Genomic DNA, 21346 nt, shown 5'->3' on the forward strand with positions numbered 1-21346 from the left:
AACTGGTGATTGACGAGACGACTCCACCCCGAGTTGACAGCGAAGTCGGCCCCCTGCGCGCGGTGCTCCTGCACAGGCCCGGCAACGAGCTCAAAAGGCTCACGCCTCGCAACAACGACCAGCTCCTGTTCGATTCCATCCCCTGGGTGGACCGCGCGCAGGAGGAACACGACGCGTTCGCCGAGGTGCTGCGCGGCCGCGGTGTCGACGTCCTGCTGCTGGCCGACGCGCTGCGTACGGCGCTCTCGGACACCCGCGCCCATGCCGCCGGCGTGCATGCCGCGGTGGACGAACGGCGGCTCGGGATCGACCTTGCCGATTCGCTGCGCTCGCACCTGTCGAGCGTCACCCCCGAGGTGCTGGCCGAGGCCCTGATGGCCGGGATGACCTTCGAGGAACTCCCCGCCGCGGAGGGCGCCTCCCTCGTCCGGCTGATGAACCATCCGAACGACTTCGCCGTCGACCCGCTGCCGAACCTGCTGTTCACCCGCGACTCGTCGGCGTGGATCGGCAACCGTGTCGCGGTCTCCTCGCTCACCATGCCCGCCCGGGTCCGCGAGACAGCGGTACTGGACCTCATCTACGCCTACCACCCGTGGTTCCGCCACGCGGCGCGCGCGTACGGCGCGCATTCGGCGCCGATCGAGGGCGGCGACGTCATGCTGCTCTCGCCCGGGGTCCTGGCCATCGGTGTCGGCGAGCGCACCACCGCGGCCGGCGCGGAGTCGCTGGCGCGTTCGGTGTTCGCCGACGGGATCGCGCACACCGTGCTCGCCGTGCCGATCCAGCAGACCCGCGCGACCATGCACCTGGACACCGTCTGCACGATGGTCGCGGCCGACGCCGTCGTGATGTACCCGCTTTCCCGCGATTCGCTGACCGCATTCACCATGCGGCCCACCGACGACGGTTCGATGAAGGTCGAGGGCCCGGCGCCATTCCTCACCGCGGCCGCCGAAGCAATGGGAATCGAACGGCTCCGCGTCATCGACACCGGACTCGACCCGATCACCGCGGAACGCGAGCAATGGGACGACGGGAACAACACTCTCGCGCTCGCTCCCGGCGTCGTCGTCGGCTATGAGCGTAATGTCGAAACCAACGCCCGCCTGGAGGAAGCCGGTATCGAGGTACTGGCCATCACCGGCTCCGAGCTGGGCTCCGGCCGCGGCGGCCCGCGCTGCATGTCGTGCCCCGTCCGGCGCGAAAGCATCTGATACAGAAATTAAGTAAGCCTTCCCTCATCACCCGGAATTGATGAGGGAAGGCTTACTTAATTGAGGTGAACCTATTATTGGGAATGGTAACCTAATAGGGGGTAGATCACCAGGTAAAAGTGGAAATCGAATAGGCATTGACGTATCGTCGAACGCATGGCCCTCAAGAAGCAACCGCGCTCGAAGTTCTACGAACTGCTGCAGGCGCAGATCCACAACGAGTTCAACGCCTCCCAGCAGTACATCGCGCTGGCGGTCTGGTTCGACGCCGAGGACCTGCCGCAGCTCGCGAAGCACTTCTACAAGCAGTCCGTCGAGGAACGCAATCACGCGATGGCGCTGATCCAGTACATGCTGGACACCGACCACCACGTCGAGATCCCCGGCACCGGCGACGTGCGCAACACCTTCTCCGACGTCACCGAGCTCATCGAGCTCGCGCTGCAGCAGGAGAAGGATGTCGCGACCGACATCCAGCAGCTGGCCAAGGCCGCCCGCGCCGAAGAGGACTACATCGGCGAGCAGTTCACGCAGTGGTTCCTCAAGGAGCAGGTCGAAGAGATCTCCCAGATGTCCACGCTGCTCAACATCGTCAAGCGCGCGAACGGCAACCTGTTCGAGGTGGAGAACCACCTGCACCGCGAGTCCATCGGTGACGGCGGCGCCGACTCGGGGATGCCCCCGGTCGCGGGTGGATCGCTCTGACGCACTGATCCACCGCTCCCACCACACACACAGAGAAACCCGGGCTTTCTCCCCCTGAGAAGCCCGGGTTTTCCGTCTGTGCGGGACTTGGTCAGGCCGAGCAGGACCTGTTGACGTGGGAGATCTGCAGGTTGTCGACCACGCCCTTGTTGTCGATGAAGATCAGGTAGGCGCTCACCGGCCCGGTCGGCGCGGTGTACAGGTACTGGGCCTCTTTGGTCGCCCCCGGATAGGCGGCCTTGACCTCGGCCTCGGTCGACCCGGTGCCGATTCCCTCCGGGGTGTGCGCCTGCCCGGCCGGGCTGATCAGCTCCACACCCGAGGCCTGGGACACGACGACACTGGCCAGCGCCGGGCTCCGCACGGTGTACCAGGCGCAGGTCTCGGTGGCACTGTCCTTCTCGAGCGCGACGCCCGCCGCCTGAGCCTCGTCCGCCGACATGCCGAGGCGTAACTTCCCGAAGTTCGAGGCGTTCAGAAGCACGCCCGTCGTTACCTTGCCCTGCGGAGGCGGCTTCGCGGCCGAAGTTGTCTTCGGCGGCTTCGCAGGCCCGCCACCGGAGATGGTCGACGGAGGCGCGTCGGGGATCTGACTCGTCTGCACCGACGACGACACCGGTGCCGGCACCTGGCTCCCGGGGGCCGGCCGTATCTGGCTGCTCGCGGACGCCCCCAGGCTGAGCTCGTCGGCGGAGATGACCGCGCCGTTGTCCTTGTCGTGGATCGAAAAGACCGTGAGCCCGCCGCCCAGCATGACCACCGCGGCCGCCATCCCGGTCGTCGTCTGCATCAGCTGGCGGCGACGACGGCGGCGACGGGCGCCCGCCACGATCGTCTCGGGATTCAGCGTGGATCGCACACCGAGCCGCTCATCGGAGAACAGGTCGCGCAGCTGTCGCTGCACGTCCTCCTCGGACATGTTCATCCCGCTTCACTCCCTTCACCCTTTGGCTCGAGTAGCGCGAGCTTCGTTCGCAGCGATCCGATCGCCTTGCTCGCCTGACTTTTGACGGTGCCCTGACTGATACCGAGCGAGTCCGCGATCTCGGCTTCGGACAGCCCCTCGTAATAACGCAGGACCATCACCGCCCGTTGCCTCGGCGGCAGCGCACGTAACGCCAGCCACAGCGGCTCGTGCTCGAACGGGTCGGCAGGACTGTACGGCTCGGTGTCCGGAAGGTCGGCGACCAGGCTCTCCCGCTTGGTCCGGCGCCACCGGCTGACGTGCGCGTTGGCCATCGAACGGCGGATGTAGGCCATCGGGTCGCCGGTCTTGTGCTGGACGTAGGACCAGCGGGCGCCGATCTTCTCCAGGACGGTCTGGACCAGGTCGGCGGCGTCGTGCGGGTTACCGGTGAGGGCGTGGCCGTACCTCAGCAGACCCGGCAGGCTGGCCTGCACGAAGTCACCGAAGTCTGCGAGTTCGCCCGGCACGGACTCGGCCCTCCCTCGGGTCTCGCCGGACACCCAGACGTCCGTCCCCGACAGGACCGTCGCGGCAGCGGTCACCGTATCGCCTCCTCCCACGGTCACTCGGCCAGGCGTGCCTTGCTCGCCTCTCCTCAAACGCATGGCCACCCCCGCAGGTTGTCTCGTGCCGCGAACTCAGTTCGAGAGACGCCCGTATGGGTGAGGAGTTGCCTGCCTCAACGTCTCGACAAGGAGTCGGGAATTCTGAACGTACCGTCCCCCCGAACAGGGAATTCGTGCACGGCGATCACGGCGTTACTCGGGATGGGCCCGTAGAGGTGCGGGAACTGGATTCCGGCTGGATGCGGCGGGTCGCCGTCCTCCCAGACGACCGGCGCGCCGACGCGAGCCGGGTCGATCTCCAGCAGCACGAGGTCGGTGCGGCCGGCGAAGACGGCGTTGGCCGGGATATGCGCGGTGCCCGGGTCCGAGCAGTGGATGAAGCCGTCGGAGTCGAGGGACGCGGCCGTGTAGACGCCGCCTTCGGGCACTTCGGCCCACTCGCTCTTCGTGCAAATATGGAGGATCACGCGACCATCCTCGCGCAATTCGTCCTCTGGTTGCGGTGGTTGCGCGTGCAACTACCGCAACCAGAGGACGAAACGCGAGGGGGATCAGCGGATGGTGAGCTGACGGCCGATCAGGCCGTCGCGGGAGCGGCGCTCGGTGGCGTTGAGCGGCTCGGTGTCGAGCGACTTCAGCGCGGCGTCGAGGCGGACTCCGAGCTGCTCCTTCGCGTCGGCCCACTCGCGAGCATGCGCCTCGGGGTCGAGGTCCCACACCGGGACGAGCAGCCCGTGCGCACGGAACGAACCGGCGTAGCGCGAGCCCTCGCCGAGGCCCAGCTCACCGGCGGCGGACAGCCGCGCAAGCGCTTGCAGCAGCAGGTTCTCCGGCTCGGGGCGGACCCAGCGCAGGTGCGCCTTCTCGCCGGCGAGCACCCAGTACGCGCCGGCACCGAGGCGCTCGGTCGGCATGATCGCCGCGTTCGCGCGCTCCAGGGACAGCGCGACGTCGCCGCTCGCGTCCGCGTCCTCGGGCAGCCACCAGGCGAAGTCGTTGTACAGGGTGGCGTCGAGTTCGACGTCCGTGTCCAGCAGGTCCTGCAGGCGGGCCTTCTCGTCCGCGGTGGGCGGCGTCGTGGTGTCCGGCACGGACAGGACGTCGCCCTCCTTGGCGTCCAGCACCCACTGCAGCGAGCGGCCGAGGTCGCGGCTGATGTCCGAGGACCGGGTCTGGACCTGCATCCCGACGTACCGCTCGCCGTCGGACCGGACGAACGCGGCCGCCGCCATCGGCAGCACCGTGCCGAGGGTGACCTTCTCGCCGGAGCCCGCCAGCGTGAGCGAAGCCGTCGCCGAGGGGACGAACTCGCGCAGCGCGATGAGCTCGGTCTCGGCCGCCAAACCCTCGAAGGGCTGGCCGACGAAGACGTCGCGCACCTTCGGCTTGCGATCCGACGTCGTCTTGGGACCCTTCTTGCGCGAACCCTTGCCCACTGCAGCCTCCTCAAGCTCGGTTCGGAACGCTATCGCGGGAAGGGGACGCGCCGCGTAAGGCCCCCGCCGAACCCGGGCCGTCATCGCGGGTGAACCCCGCCTCTCCCGAATTAGCCGGATAGGCCGGTTTCAGCGGCCATTCGTGTACCACGCAAACGTGACTGAAAATGGTTGTCATCATCCGGATGATCTAACCGCGGGTGATCAGCCTGCCGTTTTCCCCTCACCGCACCGAATACTCGAGAGGACGCCACCTGGCGCCGTTCTGCGGAGAAGGGATCTACAGATGAGCACCTCCAGACGCCGGGCCGCGCTGGCCGCGTTCCCCGTGGCACTCGGCCTGCTGCTGGCCGGGCCCGCGGCGGGCACGGCCTCGGCCGCGCCGCAGTCCGGCTCGGCCGAGCAGTCCCGCCACTGCCTGCTCCTGTGCGTCGGCCACCACCATCACCCGCATCATCACCACGGGCATATCCACGTTCTGGGCTTGCACCTGGGACTCTGGCTGCATCTGTAGCTCCCGGCCGCGCCGGGGCGCCCTCCCCGGCGCGGCGCCGTCAAGGCCGGGCCGGGCTACAGTCGGCGGGTGTTCGACCTCGCCGATCCGGCCTTTCTCGCGAACCCGTATCCGTACTTCGCCGACCTCCGCGAACGCGGCGAAGTGCATCGTCACGAAGGGCTCGGCATCGCCGTGGCGGTGTCCCACGCCGCGTCGTCGGCCGTGCTGCGGCACCGCGGGCTCGGCCGGATCTGGCAGGACGCGCAACCGGTGGAACGGTTCGCGTCGTTCAACCTGCTGCACCGCAACTCGCTGCTGGAGAACGAGCCGCCCGCCCACACGCGGCTGCGGCGGGTGATCGCCGGCGCGTTCGGGCGCGGGCACGTCCAGCGGCTGCGGCCGAGGGTCGCCGAACTGGCGGACGGCATGGTGGACAAGCTCGCCGCCGAGATCGCCGAGACCGGCTCGGCCGACCTGCTCGAACATCTCGCGCAGCCGCTGCCGGTCGCCGTCATCGCGGAACTGCTCGGCGTGCCGATCGAAGACGGGCCCCGGATGGTCGTCCTGTCGAACCACATCGTGAAGATGTACGAGTACGGCCTCGCCGAGGACAAGCGCGACGCCGCCGAAGCCGCCGCGGCCGAGTTCGTCGAGTACCTGCGCGGGGTGGCGAAGCAGCGCGCAAGCTCTGCCCTGGGCGGCGACGGTGACGACATTGTCAGCGACCTCCTGCGCAGCGAGCTCACCGAAGACGAACTGGTCGCGACGGCGGTCCTGCTGCTGATGGCCGGGCACGAAGCGACGGTGAACGTCATCGGGAACGGCGTCAACGCACTGCTGACGCACCGCGACCAGTGGGACCGGCTGCTGACGTCACCGGATCTGCTGGACCCGTGCGTCGAAGAGCTGATCCGCTACGACGCGCCACTGCAGCTTTTCGAGCGGACGGCGACCACCGACGTCGAGATCGCCGGGTTCCGGGTCGCCGAGGGCGAGAAGATCGGCGCCCTGCTCGGTTCGGCCGCGCGGGACCCGAAGGTGTTCGAGCGGCCCGACACCCTCGCCATCGGCCGGACGCCGAACGCGCACCTCGGCTTCGGGATGGGCATCCACTACTGCGTCGGCGCCCCGCTGGCGAGGGTGGAGATCGCGGCCGCGCTCAACGCGCTGACCACGAAGCTGCCAGGGCTGAGGCTCGCCGAGGAGCCGGAGCGCAGGCCGGAGTTCGTGATCCGCGGCCTGCGGTCGCTACCGGTCACCACGCGATAGCAAAGGGGCTCTTCGCAATTTGACGGTGTAGCCGCGGGCCTGGGCCTGCGGGTCTTGGGCCAACACATCGGCACTCCCTCCTTCGTTGTCCTCACGGGGATGCCTCGCGAACACCCTTGGGGCGGTGGGGTTCATTCGCGGTCGGCGAAGCGGCGTACCGGGCGACGATGGTGCAGACGGCCTCGTCGACCACCTGAGCGACGCGTTCGGCGCTCACCTCCCAGCCCGGCACTAGGAGTGTCGGCCAGAAGACGTAGTTGGAGATCATGCCCAGGAACTGGGTGGCTGCGAGGTCCACGTCTTCGACCCGCACCGTTCCCGCCTCGTGCTCGGCTAGCAGGTAGCCGCGTACGGACTCGAAGTAGGGCATCTTCCCGTGCGAGAACTGCGCATTGGCGAGTTCGGGGAATCGCGGCAGCTCGGCGATGACGATCCGGAACAGGTCGGTCATCTGGGGCCGGCTCAACAGCTCGGCGTAACGGCGACCGATCGCGCTGAGTCCGTCGACGACGTTGCCTGCCGGCGGAGGATCCTCTTCGTCAGCGGTTGACCAGGACTCGGTGACTATGGCGTCGAACAGGGCGGCTTTGGTCGGAAACTGCTTGAACAAGGTGGCCCGCGAGACACCCGAGCGCTCCGCGATCCGCGCCAGCGACGTCCGGTCGTAGCCCAACTCGAGGAACAGTGCGGTCGCGGCCGTCACGATCAGCGCGCGCTTCTCCTGGGCGACGCGCTGGTGATACGTCGTCACGACCCTGCTCATGGGCCGAGCATACGAGGTGAGTGGCTTGACTCGCCACTGCCGCCGACCTAGTGTCAGGGGGGATGGTGAGTCGTCTGGCTCACCACTGGCCGGCCATTCATCGCCGATGATCCCGGTCCTTCACCCACCTACCGAAGGAACATCTGTTGCCCCGCTTCGACAACCAGACCGTGCTCGTGACCGGTGGGACCGGCGGCCAGGGAACGAGCCACGTGCGCGCCTTTCACGCGGAGGGAGCGAACGTGGTGATCGGCGACATCGACGCGGAACGCGGCGCCGCACTCGCCGCCGAGCTCGGGACCCGCGCTCGCTTCGCCCGCCTCGACGTCACCGACGAGAGCTCGTGGTCCGCCGCCGTGCTAGCCGCTGAGAGCGCCTTCGGCGCCCTGAACGTGCTCGTCAACAACGCGGGCGTCCAGAACCCGCCAGCGCCGATCGAGAAGACGGACCACGCCACGTGGTCGCGCATCCTCGACATCAACCTCACAGGGACCTTCCTCGGCATCAAGGTCGCCGCCCCCGCTCTGCGCCGCGCGACAGGGGGAGCCATTGTCAACATCGCCTCGACCATGGGCCTGGGCGGCACGGCGCACTACGCGCCGTACGTCGCCAGCAAGTGGGCCGTGCGCGGTCTCACCCAAACGGCAGCGCTCGAGCTCGGCCGGGACCACATCCGCGTGAACACCATCCACCCCGGTGTGATCGCGACCGCCTTCATCCAAGAACCAGCAGCCGGCGCCACCGCGGCAATCGCCGACTTCTACTCACCCGAGCCGTTCGCCATCCCCCGACTTGGAGAGCCGACCGACGTCACCCGGCTTCTCCTGTTCCTCACGTCATCAGACGCGTCGTTCATCACGGGGTCGGAGTACGTCATCGACGGTGGACTCCTCCTCGGCCCCGCCCTTCAGACCGAGACCGCATGAGCACTCCAGACACGACCGGATGGAACGACTCCGCATGGGACGCGTCTTTGTCGCACCTGCCCGATCACATCCGGCGAGCCATCGAGATCACACCTGCCGCGGGCACCAGAGAACGGATCATCGACATCACGACGCTGGGGCGCCGCACCGGCCGACCACGCCGCATCGAGATCTTCTTCTACCGAGCCGCGGGCACCACCTACCTGTGTAGCGGCGCCGGCGGGGCCGCTACCGACTGGCATGCGAACCTTCTCGCCGATCCTGCTTTCACGTTCCACCTCAAGAACGGGATCCGTGCAGATCTGCCTGCACGGGCCACGCCGGTCACCGCCCCAGACGAACGTCAGACCGTGCTGGCGGAGATCGTCGCGGATCTCAATCAGCCCCACGACCCCGGCACCATCCGACCGACACGGCTCGAAGACTGGGCCGACAGCCGGCTGATGCGAATCAGCTTCCGCCGCCGGTCGTGATCGCGAGATCCTTGACAGATGAACCTACTCCCAGGGACTGGGTGTAGGTCATGGCCCAGAGCGGCTCTTCGCCACATGAAGCTCATCCTGCCCGGCTACACCCTGGATTGGACTGAGCCGGCAAAGGTCCCTTGCTCTCTTTCCTCAGGTCAGCGGGCCAGGGTACTCGACGACGACCTCGTAGAGCGCGGCGTTGGCGGTGGCCGTCTCCGCGGCGCGTTCGGTCGACGCCTGGAAAACCTGGTTCTTCCCGGCCGCCTCCCAGGCTTCCTTGCTGTCGTAGTGCGTGACGTTGACGAGCTGGAAGCGCGAATCCGGCAGCAGCGCACGGTGGAGCTTGGCATCGCGGAAGCCGGGCGCGTCCCGCATGAGCTTCGCGCGCTCGCCCCACTTTTCGACGAAATCGTCCACGCCCTCCGCGGGGATCTCGAAGACATTGATGAAGGTGACGCCGTCGTCGCTCATGATCGCCAGTCTGGAACCTCCAGCGAACTGGAGGTCAACAGTGACCTGTGTTACACCTTCCCGCGAGACGACAGCAAAGGTCCCTTGCTCTCTTTCCACAGGTCAGCGGGCGGAGGCGGCGGGACGTTCGCGGCGTTCCGGGTCCGGGGCGCCGTCCACCTTCAGCACGCGAAAGTGCCGAAGCCGCTTCTCCGCGACAGGCGACAGCAGGCCGGACATGCGCCGCACGAGCAGCGCCGTCGCCACCGCGAGCCCGGCCGCGGCGAGGTCGGTCAGCGCGACCAGGATGACGCCGTCGGCCAGCGCCTGGACGCCGTCACGGAACCGCCAGACGACGACCAGCCCGAGCAGCAGCCAGTTCAGCACCCAGACGCCCCACCAGACCAGCACGAGCCTCGACGGCTTCGGGCGGTCGCCCCGCGAGCGGCGGAGGACGGCGTGTTCGAGCTCGGCGATGATCGGCAGCACCAGCAGCAGGTTCACCACCGGCACCAGCACGAACACCAGCACCTGCCACAGCGGCCTCGGCGAGACCTCGCCGGAGGCGTCCGCGGCGGCGTGCCGCGCCACGAGCAGCCACCACACGGCGAGCCCCGAGGGCAGCAGCGAAAGGATCGTCGTGAGCAGGCCAGCGGTGATCACGAAGCTGTCGGAAACCGTGACGACGGACGTCGACAACGCGGAGTCGCGGCTCTGCACGAGCAGGATGTAGCGCCAGGTTTCGGCGGCCGACGCGACGAGCGCGAGGGCGGCGAAGGTCCACAGCACCGGCAGCAGGCTGCGGGTGATCACGCGGAGCCGTTCGCCGGGCGTGACCTCGCTGGACGCCGTCCCGGGGACCGCGGTCGAGCGGCGCCAGACCAGGTTCGGGAAACCCCAGCGGGGCGGGACCGGATAGGACGGCGGCCCGGCGTAGCGCTCGGCCGCCGGTTTGCGCCGCTGCGGCCAGGCGCCAGGGGGCGGCGAAGCGACCCAGCGGACGCGATGACGCACCGGCTGGGCCCGCGGGTGCTGGACCGGCGCCGGGCGCACGGGCGGCGCCGGCGTCCTGGGCGGATAGTGGCCTGGCTGCACGATTACAGGACTTCGGGTTCGACGCCGGGATGGTCGCCGACCATCGGGCGCCCTTCCTGCTTCCACGAACCCATCCCGCCGGCGACGTTGACCGCGTCCCAGCCGCTCGCGTTCAGCCACGCGGCCGCGCGGGCGGACCGGCCGCCGCTGCGGCAGATCACGTGCACCGGCTGATCGTCGGGCAGGTCGTCGAGTTCGCCGACGCGCGCGGGCAGTTCACTCATCGGGATGTGCTTGGCGCCCGGGGCGTGCCCGGCTGCCCACTCGTCGTCCTCGCGGACGTCGAGCAGCGCGACGCCGTCCTTGGGCAGGTCACGCACGGCAACGGTCGGGATGTCAGCAGGGCTCACCACCGTGCCATCCTCGCATCCCGTCCCGTTGCGCGCGCGTGAAGAACGACTCAATGCTGCGTCGCCTTTTCCGCGCCCGCACCGGTGAGCGACCGGACCTCCATCTCGGCGTACTTCTTCTCGTTGTGCTCCTTCGACAGCACGGTGCCGAGCCAGCCGAGGAAGAACGCCACGGGGATCGAGACCAGGCCCGGGTTGTCGAGCGGGAACCAGTGGAAGTCGACGCCCTGGATCATCGAAGCGCTCTTCCCGGTCGCGGGGTTGACCGGTTTCCCGGACACCGCGGGCGAGAAGACGATCAGGACGACGCAGACGATCAGCCCGCCGTAGATGCTCCACACCGCGCCCTGGGTGTTGAACCGTTTCCAGAACAGCGAGTAGAGGAGGGTCGGCAGGTTCGCCGACGCCGCCACCGCGAACGCGAGCGCCACCAGGAACGCCACGTTCTGGTTCTTCGCGAGGATCCCGCCGACGATCGCGACCGCCCCGATCACCAGCGCGGTGATCCGCGCGACGCGGACCTCGCTGTCGGAGTCGGTCTTGCCCTTCTTGATCACGTTCGCGTAGACGTCGTGCGCGAACGACGCCGACGCGGTGATCGTGAGACCCGCGACCACCGCGAGGATCGTCGCGAACGCCACCGCCGCGATGAACCCGAGCAGCACCGGGCCGCCCAGTTCGAGCGCCAGCAGCGGCGCCGCGGAGTTGGTCGTCCCCGGCGCCTTCGAGATCACCTCGGGGCCGACGAGCGCGCCCGCGCCGTAGCCGAGCACCAGTGTGAACAGGTAGAAGATGCCGATCAGCGCGATCGCCCAGACCACCGAGCGGCGCGCGTCCTTCGCGGTCGGCACGGTGTAGAAGCGCATCAGGACGTGGGGCAGGCCCGCCGTGCCGAGCACCAGCGCGATACCGAGCGAAAGGAAGTCGAGTTTGGTCGTGCCGGTCTTCCCGTACTGCTTGCCCGGGCCGAGTAGTGCTTCACCGGTCGCGCCGCCCTTGTCGACGGCGGCCTGGAACAGGCTGGAGAGGTTGAAGCCGTATTTCCCGAGCACCCACAGGGTCATCGCGAACGTCCCGGCGATCAGCAGGACGGCCTTGATGATCTGCACCCACGTGGTGCCCTTCATCCCGCCGATCAGCACGTACACGATCATGATCACGCCGACGACGGCGATCACCAGGTCCTGGCCGAGGTTCCCCTCGATGCCGAGCAGCAGGTTCACCAGCCCGCCCGCGCCCGCCATCTGCGCGAGCAGGTAGAAGAACGAGACGGCGAGCGTGGAGATCGCGGCCGCGGCGCGGACCGGCCGCTGCCGCATCCGGAACGCGAGCACGTCACCCATCGTGAACTTGCCGATGTTCCTCAGCAGTTCCGCGACCAGCAGCAACGCCACCAGCCACGCGACGAGGAACCCGATCGAATAGAGGAAACCGTCGTAACCGTTGATCGCGATCGCGCCGGCGATACCCAGGAACGACGCGGCGGAAAGGTAGTCGCCCGAGATCGCGATCCCGTTCTGTGGCCCGGTGAACGCTCGCCCGGCGGCGTAGTAGTCGGACGCGGTCTTCGAATTCCGGCTCGCCCGGAAAACGATCACCAGGGTGATCGCGACGAACACCGAGAAAATGGTGATGTTGAGCGCGGGGTTGCTGCCTTCGACGCCTGCCGCCAGCGTGGTCACTGTTCGGTCCCCTCGACCTCGTGCCGGATCTTGTCGGCGAGCGGATCCAGTTTACGATTCGCATACCGGACATAAAGCCCGGTGATCACGAACGTCGAGACGAACTGCAGCAGGCCGAAGACGAGGCCCACGTTGATGTTTCCGAAGAGCTTGGTGCTCATGAACTCGGTCGCGTAGTCGGCGAGGAGCACGTAGAGCAGGTACCAGAGAAGGAACACCGCCGAGACCGGGAAAACGAATACCCGGAGCCTTCTCCGCAGTTCGGTGAATTCAGGACCTGCCTGAATCTTTTCCCAGTCGGATTCCGGACCTGACCCGAGGTCTTGCTCGGTGTCACTCACGTCGGACCTCCACCTGCCGCGACCATGGGGTGATTTCGATGTCACGGAAGATCATGCCCCTCAAAGGACTCGAGGGGAGCAATCCATTTGAGTGAACGGTACGACTCTGAGTAGAGGATCGCACCCCGACCGGGTGAACTACTTCCGGTGACGGCCCTTTCCGGCGGTCCGGGTCTTCTCTTCGGCCTGCCCGAACCGGGCGACGGCGCGGTCGCGCATGAAGCCGAGCGGATCGGGCGCGTGCAGGCGGAGCATCACGCCGTGGACGTCGTCCGGCCGCCCGTAACCGGTCGCCCGGCTCACCACGTAGGTGGTCAGGAACGCGGCGGGCACGGTGATCAGCGCGGGCTGGTTCGAGAACCACGGCGCCCAGCCGCCGGTGTACTTGCTGACGATGTTGACCACCAGCGCGGTCAGTACCAGGCCGCCGCCGACGACCATTCCGGCCAGCGCGCCGGGCCAGCTGAGTTTTCGCCACCACACCCCGAGTAACAGCAACGGGCTGAAGGTGGACGCGGCCAGCGCGAACGACATGCCCACCGAGAGCGAAAGGTCCTCCGAGGGCAGCAGGACCGCCAGCCCGAACGGGATCAGCGCCACGATCGCCGTCGCCACCCGGAAGTCGCGGACCCGGCCGGGCAGCACGTCGGTCGACACCACCCCGGCGACGCTCACCAGCAGCCCGGACGAACTCGACAGGAACGCGGCGAACGCGCCCGCGGCCGTGACCGCGCCGAGGATCTGGCCCGGCAGCCCGGGCAGGACCGCGGATGGCAGCCGCAGCACCGCCGCGTCGGTCTTCCCGGTCACCAGCAGTTCCGGGACGTACATCCGTGAGAGCGCGCCCAGCAGCGTCGGGAACAGGTAGAACAGGCCGAGCAGCAGTAGGACGTGCACCGTCGTGCGGCGCGCGGCCTTGCCGTCCGGGTTGGTGTAGAAGCGGACCAGGACGTGCGGCAGTCCCATCGTCCCGAGGAACGTCGCGAGGATCAGCGAGTAGACCTGCAGCAGATCGGTGAGACTGCCCGACCCCGGCCGCAGCCAGTCCGCATTGGACGCGGGCGCGTCGCTGACCACCGGGACCGGCGTGCCCGCGGTGAACTTCAGCGTCGTGCCCTCGGAGACCTTGTGCGGGGCTTCGGGCGTCCACACCGCGAAACCGTTGGCGCGCGCGCCTTCCACCTCGCCGTACGCCTCGAGGACGGTCACCGAGGTGACCTTCACCGTGACGTCGGTCTGCACCGAGACGGTCGTGTTCTCGCTGAAGGTCGGCGGCGCGGGCTGCCCCAGCGGCCGCGCGTTGCCCGCGCCGTTGTCGCCGAGGAACACGATGCACAGGATGAACGTCGGCACCGCGATGGCGAACAGCTTCAGCCAGTACTGGAAGGCCTGGACGACGGTGATCGCGCGCATCCCGCCCGCGATCACGTTGAACCCGACCACACAGGTCACCAGGATCGCGCCCGCCCAGGCGGGCACCGGCAGGATCGTCGCCAGGGTCAGGCCGGCGCCTTGGAGCTGCGGGACCATGTAGAGGATCCCGATGAACACCACGAACGCCGTCGAAACCCGGCGCAGCAGCGTCGATCCCAGCCGCATCTCGACGAAGTCCGGCAGCGTGTACGCGCCGGATCGCCGCAGCGGCGCGGCGACGAACAGCATCAGCGCGAGATAGCCCGCGGTGAAGCCGATCGGGAACCACAGCGCGTCGGCGCCGTCCTTGAGCACGATGCCCGCGATACCCATGAAAGAGGCGGCGGACAGGTACTCACCGGAGATCGCGGCGGCGTTGCGCCGGGAGCGCACGGTGCGGCGGGCGACGAGGAAATCGTGCGTGCTGACGGCCGACCGCGAGGAGCGATGTCCCAGGTAGAAGGTCAGCACGGCGACCAGCACAATGCCGGCCACAGCCCACGGATTCAGCGCCACGGCACGAATCCTCGCATGGGCCGCTCCGGATCAGTTTTCGATCATGTCTACGAAGTCGCGTTCGTGTCGTTCGGCCAGCCGGTTGTACCAGAGCCCGATGCCGAACAGGAACGGAAAAGGTGCCACACCGAGGATCAACCAGGGCAACGGAATGCCGACCACCATCACCCGTCCGAATGACGGGACCAGATAGAAGAGCACCGGCAACGAGCACAGCGTGACCATCACCAGCAGCGCCAGCAAGGCCGCCGTCCGCAACTGGATCTTCACCAGATCCTTGACCAGCAGCTTTCCCCAGCTGGTCTGCTCTTCGAGCTCGACCCTGGCCCGCAATGTGCTGGTGGCCTGCCGCGGGTCGGCGAGGATCACCCGCTGCCGCTTGGGTTTCGCGTGATGTTCGGGCTTCGGCTGCTCGTGCTTCGGCCCGGTCGGCGCGCCCGGCACCGGCTCGACGGCGGCGCCGTCGGACGGCGCGGGCTTCTTGTGCCTGCCCTTGCCCAAGGTCGGGTCCGGCTCACGAACACCGTTGACCCGCTGGTAGTACTCCTCGCTCATGAGCGGCGGCCGGTCACGCTAAGAGCTGCGGTTGGCGCCGACCAACCGATCCTTCAGCGCACGCGTGTGACGCCGGCTCACCGGCAGCACCTTCTCCTCGTTGCCGATGACGACCTGGTAGCCGCCCTGTCCCATCCGCAGCTCGGTGATGAGCGGCAGCGCGACCAGGAAGGACCGGTGGATCCGGACGAAACCCGCCTTCTCCCAGCGTTCTTCGAGCTGGGCGAGCGGGATGCGGACCAGATGGCTGCCGTCGGTGGTGAACAGCCGGGCGTAGTCGCCCTGCGCCTCCACCCAGCGGACCGAGGAGCGCGGGATCAGTTTCGTCGTGCCCGCGAGCTCGACGGGGATGACCTCGTCGTCGTTCTTGATCTGCCCCGGCCCGGCGACACCGGGCGGTGGCGCGGCCGCGGCGGCGAGCTTGTCGATCACGCGAGTGATCGCACGGTCGAGGCGATCCTGCTGGTACGGCTTCAGTACGTAGTCGAGCGCGCCGAGGTCGAAGGCGTTGACGGCCTCCTCCGCGTGCCCTGTCACGAACACCAGCGCCGGTGACGGCCGCAGCGCGGCGAACACGCGCGACATCTCCATCCCGGACAGGCCGGGCATGTCGATGTCGGCGAACACCGCGTCGACGATCGGCAGGCCACGGGCCTTGCGATCACCCAGCCGCGGGTCGTCGGTGGACAGCAGGCGCAGAGCCTCCGAAGCGTCTATCGCCGGGAAGACCAGGGCGACGTGCGGGCTGTTCCGGAGACAGTGGACCAGTTCGTCTAGCCCTTTGGGCTCATCGTCCACCGCAAGGACAATGAGCTTCCGGGTGTCATCGTGAGCACTCACAGTGAGTCGCATACTGCCCATTTGCGGGTTCCTTGTCCAGCCCGCTTCACGAATGTCGAACGAAAGGACGGCACCGGCACCCCCGCGCCCGGGGTGGCCGGTGCCGTCATTTTTTCCGGTGACACGAACCGCCTAGCCGTGCCACACCTTTCCCTTCTCGCCCCGGTCAGGGTGTGAAGGTGAACCAGTTGACGCTCACGAAGTCGGCGGGCTGTCCGCTCGTGAAGGTCAGATAGACGTTGTGCTTCCCGGTGATCCCGCTGACGTTCGCCGGTACGGTCCGCCAGTTCTGCCAGCCGCCGGTGTTGGCGATGGCGAAGCTGCCGACGGGCGCGCTGGTGGGACTGTCTAGCCGGACTTCGACGAGGCCGCTCACCCCGCCCGCCGCCCCGGACGCGACCCGCGCCTGGAACTGCCTGCCGGTCTGGGTCCCGAAGTCGACGCCTCGATACAGCGCCCAGTCGCCGTTGCCCGCGGGGCCGATGTTCTGGCCGCCGCCGGTGTCGCTGGTGGCCTGCTTGGCGATCCCGGCGGCCTGGCTGTAGGACTCCGCCTGGATCGTGCCGTACGCGCTGCCACCGCCCGGATTACCGGTCGTCGGAGTCGTCGGGGTGGTCGGTGTCGTGGGTGTGGTGGGGGTCGTCGGGGTGGTCGGGTTCGTGCCGCCGCCTCGGGTCAGGACGGTGACGTAGTCGACCAGCATCGGGCGTCCCGGCACGATTCCCGGGCCCGGCGTGACGGTGCCGGAGTTGTTGTTCGGGAACGCGCCGCCGATGGCGACGTTGAGCAACACGAAGTAGCCCGCATGGTTGGTCATGTTGGCCCAGGTGGTGGCGTCGACCTGGTTCTGGCTGACCGAATGGAACTGCTGGCCGTCCACCATCCAGCGGAACACGTGGGGGCTGACGCTCGTGTCCCATTCGAAGGTGTAGGTGTGGAACGCGCTCTGGCAGCTGGCGCCGGGGCAGGCCCGGTTGGCGACGATGCCGGTCGTCTCGTTGCACGGGCCGCCGGGGTTGACGCCGCAGTGCAGCACGCCCCAGACGCTGTTGATCCCGTTGACGTTCTCCATGATGTCGAACTCGCCGACGGCGGGCCAGTTCCAGTAGTTGCCGCGATACGGCGAGCCCAGCGCCCAGAACGCGGGCCAGTAGCCCAGCGCCGCGGCGCCGGTGACGTTCGGCATCTGGATGCGGCTTTCGATCCGCAGCGCGCCGCCCGCCGGCGGTTTGAAGTTGGTGCGCTGGGTTTCGACCCGGCCCGAGGTCCAGTTGCCCGCGCCGTCGCGCAGCGGGGTGATCCGCAGGTTGCCCGCCCCGTCGTGGGACAGGTTGGCCGGGTCGGCGGTGTAGTTCTGGATCTCGCCGGTGCCCCAGTTGCCCGGGCCGCCGGGATAGGCGTGGCCGGTGTCGATGATCCAGTTCGCGCCGGACGGGAGCGAGCCCGCGGCGCCGGTGAAGTCGTCGGTGAACACGGTGGTCCACCCGGACGGCGGCGGCGGAACGGCCGCCGAAGCCGGAATCGTCAGGGGGACCGCGATCAGTGCCGCGCCGATCGCCGAGCCGAGCGCGATCTTCCAGCGTCGTGGAGAGGAAACGGACATCGGACCTCCTCGTCACCATTGTCGAGGTTTGTTGCCGCTCACAACAAAGCGGTATGTCCGATATGACACATGGTCTGAACCACCTGTGCCTACCACCGATCGGGTGAACCGGCCGGCGCGCGACTGCCCCCCAAACGCCATGAACGGCCCGTTCCTTGCAAATTTCGCAAGGAACGGGCCGTTCATGGCACGAGGGTCAGAGACCGAAGCGGCTCCATGCGGCCTTGTGCTGAACCGCGTCCAGCAACGCGCTCGCCGCGGCGGGAGCGCCGATGCCGAGCCGCGCCAGAAGCGCCTTCTTCGGCTCGGCGACGGAGATCTCGGCATTCGGGTACCGCTCGGTGATCACCTGGCGAAGGCTGCCGACGCCGTCGATGAGGCCGAGTTCGACCGCGCGGGCGCCGAGCCAGATGTCCCCGGTGAACAGGTCCTCGGCTTCGGCGAGCCGGTCTCCGCGACGCTCGGTGACCCAGTCGACGAACAGTTCGTGGAGCTGGCTGTGCATCTTCTTCAGCCACTCGACGTCTTCCGGCTTCTCCGGGCTGAACGGGTCGAGCCGGGACTTGTTCGCCCCCGCGGTGTGCAGCCGCCGCTCGATGCCGAACCGCTCCAGCAGGCCGGTGAACCCGAACCCGCCGCTGATCACGCCGATGGAGCCGACCATCGACGTCCGGTGCGCGAAGATCTCGTCGGCCGCGCAGGCCAGCCAGTACCCGCCCGACGCGGCGACGTCCTCGGCGAAGGCCAGGACCGGCACGTTCTTCTCGTCGGCGAGCTGGCGGATCCGTTCCGCGATCAGTCCCGACTGCGTCGGCGCGCCGCCCGGCGAGTTGATCTGCAACGCCACGGCCTTCAGCCGCTCGTGCCCGAACGCGCGGGTCAGCGCCGATTCGACGGCGGTGAGGTTGATCGACCCCCTGGCCAGCGGTGACGGGGTCGGCGTGATCACCCCGTGCAGCTTGACCACGGCGACGACGTCTTTGCGCTCACCCCGGTCGCCGATCATCGGGAGACGGGAGGTCAGCTTGTCCGCAACGCTCATACGGCCAGGCTACCGACGTTCGGCGTCTCGCTCAGGACGGCAGCACGCCGCTGCGCGATCCGCTCACCCCGCTGGATTCGTTCGGGCCGCCCTGGGGCGGCACTGCGGTGGCGTCGGTGGAGAAGTCCGGCAGGTTCGGCCGCACGCCGGGCATGAACTTCGGCACCCGCAGGGTCACCTTCATGCCGGCGCCGGGGGCGGTCTCCACCATGAGCGCGTAGTCGCGGCCGAACACCTGCTGCATCCGCTGGTTGATGTTGCCGAGCCCGACGTGCGCGCCCGTGCGGTGCTGGCTGCGGAGGTCCGCGAGCTTCGCGGGCTCCATGCCGATGCCGTCGTCCTCGACGCTGATCAGCGCCTCGGCGCCGTAGTCCTCGGCGATCACCGTGACGCAGCCGCCCGCCGGTTTCGACGCGAGGCCGTGCTTGACCGCGTTCTCCACCAGCGGCTGGATGATCAGGAACGGGACGACCACCGAAAGCACCTCGGGCGCGATCTTCATCCGCACCTCGAGCCGCCCGCCGAACCGGGCGTTCTCGATGGTCAGATACCGGTCGATGTTGCGCAGTTCTTCGGCGAGCGAAGTGAACATTCCAGACGTCCTGAACGAGTAGCGCGTGAAGTCCGCGAAGTCCTGAAGGAGCTCTCGCGCTTCCTCCGGATCGGTCCGGATCAGCGACGAGATGGTGTTGAGCGCGTTGTAGACGAAGTGCGGCGAGATCTGCGCGCGCAGCGCCTTGATCTCGGCCTGTTGAAGCTGGTTCTTCGACTCGTCCAGCCGCGCCAGCTCGAACTGGGTGCAGACGAACTGGGCGACGGCGTCGGCCATCTGCACCAGCCGCCCGCGCGTGCGACCGACGACGAGCAGCGCGGCCTCGGTCTCGCCCTCGACGATCAGCGGCACGATCACCGCCGTCCGCATCCGGCAGGTGCCGCGGTGGTTGCACGGCATCTTGTCGTGCGCGACGACCTCGCGGCGATGCTTGCGGATCGCGTTGCCGATGGCGTCGACGAGGTCGACGTAGTGGTCGTTGGCCTCGCCGTCCCAGGACAGCAGCGTGCCCTCGCTGTCGGTGATGCCGACGGCGACGCAGTCGAGCATCTCCAGCAGCTGGCTGGTGATCTTGTCGGCGACCTGCTCGTCGAGGCCTTCACGGAGGTCCGGTGTCGCCTTCGACATCCGGTGGACGGCCTGCAGTACCGCGTTCTCCACGATGCTCGCCGGCCGCCGCAGCTTGATCAGCAGCACCACCACGAGGACCCCGAGAAGCACCGCGACACCCCAAGGGATGATCTGCGCGATATCGAGCCCGGACACGGCGTCCATGCTCTGCGCTCGACCAACCGGGTGCAAGGCCTACTCCCCACTTTCTGTTGAGTTGTGACAACTGAGGGTGGGGCCGACCCTACCCAAGACGGGGGTGTTCTCCCCATGGTCACTCTTGGTGGACCTCGGAAGACTGTGCGCAGGCAATCGCTTCCGGGGGAGGAACACCATGCGCGGAACGGTGAAAGTCGCGGCGGGGATGCTGGCGGGGGCACTGCTGGTGAGCGCGTCGGTGGGGACGGCGGCCGCGTCGGGGGACGCGGTGCGCACGGCCGTCGGGGATCTCGTCGACCGAGGGGGATTCCCGGGAGCGGTCGCCCACGTCCGGAACGGTGATGCGGTCTCGCGGTTCGGAGCCGGGTACGCGAACACGGCGACCGGCGAACTCGCGGGACCGCACCACCGGTTCCGGATCGCGAGCAACACCAAGGCGTTCGTCGGCACGGTGGTGCTGCAACTGGCGGGTGAGGGGCGCCTGTCGCTGGACGACACGATCGAGCGACGGCTGCCGGGCGTCGTCCGCGGGCCGGGCTACCAGCCGGAGAAGATCACCCTGCGGATGCTGCTGAACCACACCAGCGGCGTGCACGACCCGCTCGACCCGCACTTCTTCGACCCGTACCTGGTGGACGGGAACCGCGCGCACATCTACACCCCGGCCGAAGTGATCCGGCGGTCGCTCGTCGACCCGCCTTCGTTCGCACCGGGTTCGAAGGCCGACTACTCGAACACTGGATATCTGTTGCTGGGCAAGGTGATCGAGAAGGTCACCCGCAACGACGTCCGCGAAGAGATCCAGCACCGTCTCCTCGACCCGCTCGGCCTCGGCCGGACGTACTTCCCGCTCTGGTCGCCGTTCCTGCGCGGCCCGCACCTGCACGGCTACGACCTCAGTAAGCCCGTGAAGGACATGACGGTGTTCAGCCCGTCCTACGACTGGACCGCCGGCGCCATGGTGTCGACCGTGGACGACCTCGCGACGTTCCACCGGGCACTCCTCGCGGGACGACTGCTGAAGCCGTCGGAACAGGCCGAACTCAAGCGGCTGGTGCCGAACGACGAGGGCGGCGCGTACGGGGCCGGGATCGAGACGATCAACGTGCCGTGCCCTGGCGGGACGAAGACGATCTGGGGTAACACCGGTGCCGGCCCCGGGTTCTACAGCGTGTCGATGAGCTCCGGAGACGGCTCGGAACAGCTGGTCCTGGCGCTGAACGTCTACGACCTGGCCGCCGACGTCCACGGCGGGAAGCGGGTGCCGAAGTCCCCGATGCCCGCCATCACCGCCGCGCTCTGCTAATTCAGTGAGTGGCTGATTCA

23 protein-coding genes are annotated in these 21346 nt (G+C 68.2%); 7 read left to right on the top strand and 16 right to left on the bottom strand.

Annotated features, from left to right (window positions below; all coding sequences use genetic code 11):
* Positions 1-5: 5 nt before the first annotated feature.
* Entirely contained in the window at positions 6-1217 is a 1212-nt protein-coding gene (locus ACLJRL_RS24495) for an arginine deiminase (protein WP_410658591.1), read from the top strand.
* A 156-nt stretch (positions 1218-1373) separates the two neighbouring features.
* Positions 1374-1922 (top strand): ferritin, encoded by a 549-nt coding sequence (locus tag ACLJRL_RS24500; protein ID WP_410658592.1) that lies wholly within the window; start codon positions 1374-1376, stop codon positions 1920-1922.
* Between the two features lie 91 nt (positions 1923-2013).
* On the opposite strand, the gene ACLJRL_RS24505 is transcribed toward ACLJRL_RS24500, so the two are convergent.
* The 4 genes from ACLJRL_RS24505 to ACLJRL_RS24520 all read right to left on the bottom strand — a co-directional run bounded on the left by ACLJRL_RS24505 (position 2014) and on the right by ACLJRL_RS24520 (position 4891).
* The gene (locus ACLJRL_RS24505; protein WP_410658593.1) at positions 2014-2847 is read right to left on the bottom strand and encodes a hypothetical protein; all 834 of its coding nucleotides are present in this window, start codon (positions 2845-2847) and stop codon (positions 2014-2016) included.
* The gene (locus ACLJRL_RS24510) at positions 2844-3356 is read right to left on the bottom strand and encodes a SigE family RNA polymerase sigma factor (protein ID WP_410658705.1); all 513 of its coding nucleotides are present in this window, start codon (positions 3354-3356) and stop codon (positions 2844-2846) included. Before ACLJRL_RS24510 ends, ACLJRL_RS24505 begins: the two co-directional genes overlap by 4 nt.
* Before the next feature lie 212 nt (positions 3357-3568).
* Positions 3569-3922 carry a DUF952 domain-containing protein gene (locus tag ACLJRL_RS24515; protein WP_410658594.1) on the bottom strand — a complete coding sequence of 118 codons (354 nt, stop codon included), beginning with the start codon at positions 3920-3922 and terminating at the stop codon, positions 3569-3571.
* A gap of 84 nt (positions 3923-4006) precedes the next feature.
* Entirely contained in the window at positions 4007-4891 is an 885-nt protein-coding gene (locus ACLJRL_RS24520; protein WP_410658595.1) for a DUF5926 family protein, read from the bottom strand.
* Between the two features lie 286 nt (positions 4892-5177).
* Between ACLJRL_RS24520 and ACLJRL_RS24525 the strand changes: the two genes are divergently transcribed.
* Both ACLJRL_RS24525 and ACLJRL_RS24530 read left to right on the top strand, forming a co-directional pair.
* A complete protein-coding gene (locus tag ACLJRL_RS24525; RefSeq protein ID WP_410658596.1) occupies positions 5178-5405 on the top strand; it encodes a hypothetical protein in 228 nt (75 codons plus the stop codon).
* A 69-nt stretch (positions 5406-5474) separates the two neighbouring features.
* Positions 5475-6656, top strand: coding sequence for a cytochrome P450 (locus tag ACLJRL_RS24530; RefSeq protein ID WP_410658597.1), 1182 nt, complete (start codon positions 5475-5477; stop codon positions 6654-6656).
* Positions 6657-6747: 91 nt separating this feature from the next.
* Here the strand turns inward: ACLJRL_RS24530 and ACLJRL_RS24535 are convergent, their stop codons facing one another.
* Positions 6748-7419: a TetR/AcrR family transcriptional regulator gene (locus tag ACLJRL_RS24535; RefSeq protein WP_410658598.1), complete on the bottom strand. Its 672-nt coding sequence runs from the start codon at positions 7417-7419 to the stop codon at positions 6748-6750.
* Between the two features lie 146 nt (positions 7420-7565).
* On the opposite strand from ACLJRL_RS24535, the gene ACLJRL_RS24540 reads away from it, so the two are divergent.
* Complete coding sequence (locus ACLJRL_RS24540; RefSeq protein ID WP_410658599.1) at positions 7566-8345, top strand: glucose 1-dehydrogenase; 780 nt, start codon at positions 7566-7568, stop codon at positions 8343-8345.
* Positions 8342-8818 carry a nitroreductase/quinone reductase family protein gene (locus ACLJRL_RS24545; protein WP_410658600.1) on the top strand — a complete coding sequence of 159 codons (477 nt, stop codon included), beginning with the start codon at positions 8342-8344 and terminating at the stop codon, positions 8816-8818. The genes ACLJRL_RS24540 and ACLJRL_RS24545 overlap by 4 nt, the downstream gene beginning before the upstream one ends.
* A 144-nt stretch (positions 8819-8962) precedes the next feature.
* Here ACLJRL_RS24545 and ACLJRL_RS24550 read toward each other — a convergent pair whose 3' ends face one another.
* The 11 genes from ACLJRL_RS24550 to ACLJRL_RS24600 all read right to left on the bottom strand — a co-directional run bounded on the left by ACLJRL_RS24550 (position 8963) and on the right by ACLJRL_RS24600 (position 20026).
* A complete protein-coding gene (locus tag ACLJRL_RS24550; RefSeq protein WP_410658601.1) occupies positions 8963-9283 on the bottom strand; it encodes an antibiotic biosynthesis monooxygenase family protein in 321 nt (106 codons plus the stop codon).
* 102 nt (positions 9284-9385) lie between these two features.
* Positions 9386-10315, bottom strand: coding sequence for a DUF4328 domain-containing protein (locus ACLJRL_RS24555; RefSeq protein ID WP_410658602.1), 930 nt, complete (start codon positions 10313-10315; stop codon positions 9386-9388).
* A 44-nt stretch (positions 10316-10359) separates the two neighbouring features.
* On the bottom strand, positions 10360-10710 hold the full coding sequence (locus tag ACLJRL_RS24560) for a rhodanese-like domain-containing protein (protein ID WP_410658603.1): 351 nt from the start codon (positions 10708-10710) through the stop codon (positions 10360-10362).
* A gap of 47 nt (positions 10711-10757) precedes the next feature.
* Positions 10758-12389, bottom strand: coding sequence for a cation acetate symporter (locus ACLJRL_RS24565; protein ID WP_410658604.1), 1632 nt, complete (start codon positions 12387-12389; stop codon positions 10758-10760).
* Positions 12386-12730: a DUF485 domain-containing protein gene (locus ACLJRL_RS24570; protein WP_410658605.1), complete on the bottom strand. Its 345-nt coding sequence runs from the start codon at positions 12728-12730 to the stop codon at positions 12386-12388. The genes ACLJRL_RS24565 and ACLJRL_RS24570 overlap by 4 nt, the downstream gene beginning before the upstream one ends.
* Positions 12731-12868: 138 nt before the next feature.
* Positions 12869-14659, bottom strand: coding sequence for a cation acetate symporter (locus ACLJRL_RS24575; RefSeq protein WP_410658606.1), 1791 nt, complete (start codon positions 14657-14659; stop codon positions 12869-12871).
* 30 nt (positions 14660-14689) lie between these two features.
* Positions 14690-15214: a hypothetical protein gene (locus ACLJRL_RS24580; RefSeq protein WP_410658607.1), complete on the bottom strand. Its 525-nt coding sequence runs from the start codon at positions 15212-15214 to the stop codon at positions 14690-14692.
* An 18-nt stretch (positions 15215-15232) separates the two neighbouring features.
* Complete coding sequence (locus ACLJRL_RS24585; protein WP_410658706.1) at positions 15233-16066, bottom strand: LytR/AlgR family response regulator transcription factor; 834 nt, start codon at positions 16064-16066, stop codon at positions 15233-15235.
* A gap of 154 nt (positions 16067-16220) precedes the next feature.
* Complete coding sequence (locus ACLJRL_RS24590; RefSeq protein ID WP_410658608.1) at positions 16221-17657, bottom strand: carbohydrate-binding protein; 1437 nt, start codon at positions 17655-17657, stop codon at positions 16221-16223.
* 196 nt (positions 17658-17853) lie between these two features.
* Positions 17854-18699: a S49 family peptidase gene (locus ACLJRL_RS24595; RefSeq protein ID WP_410658609.1), complete on the bottom strand. Its 846-nt coding sequence runs from the start codon at positions 18697-18699 to the stop codon at positions 17854-17856.
* Positions 18700-18730: 31 nt separating this feature from the next.
* Entirely contained in the window at positions 18731-20026 is a 1296-nt protein-coding gene (locus ACLJRL_RS24600; protein ID WP_410658610.1) for a histidine kinase, read from the bottom strand.
* Between the two features lie 169 nt (positions 20027-20195).
* Here ACLJRL_RS24600 and ACLJRL_RS24605 point away from each other — a divergent pair, with 169 nt between their 5' ends.
* Positions 20196-21326, top strand: coding sequence for a serine hydrolase domain-containing protein (locus ACLJRL_RS24605; RefSeq protein ID WP_410658611.1), 1131 nt, complete (start codon positions 20196-20198; stop codon positions 21324-21326).
* The last annotated feature ends 20 nt before the right edge of the window (positions 21327-21346 follow it).

Source organism: Amycolatopsis sp. lyj-112 (assembly GCF_046549055.1).
In the GTDB taxonomy this organism is placed as follows: Bacteria; Actinomycetota; Actinomycetes; order Mycobacteriales; family Pseudonocardiaceae; genus Amycolatopsis.

Coding starts and splice junctions, on each gene's coding strand:
- ACLJRL_RS24500 (WP_410658592.1), top strand. CDS start 1,374: ATGGCCCTCAAGAAGCAACCGCGCTCGAAGTTCTACGAACTGCTGCAG.
- ACLJRL_RS24505 (WP_410658593.1), bottom strand. CDS start 2,847: ATGAACATGTCCGAGGAGGACGTGCAGCGACAGCTGCGCGACCTGTTC.
- ACLJRL_RS24525 (WP_410658596.1), top strand. CDS start 5,178: ATGAGCACCTCCAGACGCCGGGCCGCGCTGGCCGCGTTCCCCGTGGCA.
- ACLJRL_RS24535 (WP_410658598.1), bottom strand. CDS start 7,419: ATGAGCAGGGTCGTGACGACGTATCACCAGCGCGTCGCCCAGGAGAAG.
- ACLJRL_RS24545 (WP_410658600.1), top strand. CDS start 8,342: ATGAGCACTCCAGACACGACCGGATGGAACGACTCCGCATGGGACGCG.
- ACLJRL_RS24550 (WP_410658601.1), bottom strand. CDS start 9,283: ATGAGCGACGACGGCGTCACCTTCATCAATGTCTTCGAGATCCCCGCG.
- ACLJRL_RS24580 (WP_410658607.1), bottom strand. CDS start 15,214: ATGAGCGAGGAGTACTACCAGCGGGTCAACGGTGTTCGTGAGCCGGAC.
- ACLJRL_RS24585 (WP_410658706.1), bottom strand. CDS start 16,066: ATGCGACTCACTGTGAGTGCTCACGATGACACCCGGAAGCTCATTGTC.
- ACLJRL_RS24590 (WP_410658608.1), bottom strand. CDS start 17,657: ATGTCCGTTTCCTCTCCACGACGCTGGAAGATCGCGCTCGGCTCGGCG.
- ACLJRL_RS24595 (WP_410658609.1), bottom strand. CDS start 18,699: ATGAGCGTTGCGGACAAGCTGACCTCCCGTCTCCCGATGATCGGCGAC.
- ACLJRL_RS24600 (WP_410658610.1), bottom strand. CDS start 20,026: ATGGACGCCGTGTCCGGGCTCGATATCGCGCAGATCATCCCTTGGGGT.
- ACLJRL_RS24605 (WP_410658611.1), top strand. CDS start 20,196: ATGCGCGGAACGGTGAAAGTCGCGGCGGGGATGCTGGCGGGGGCACTG.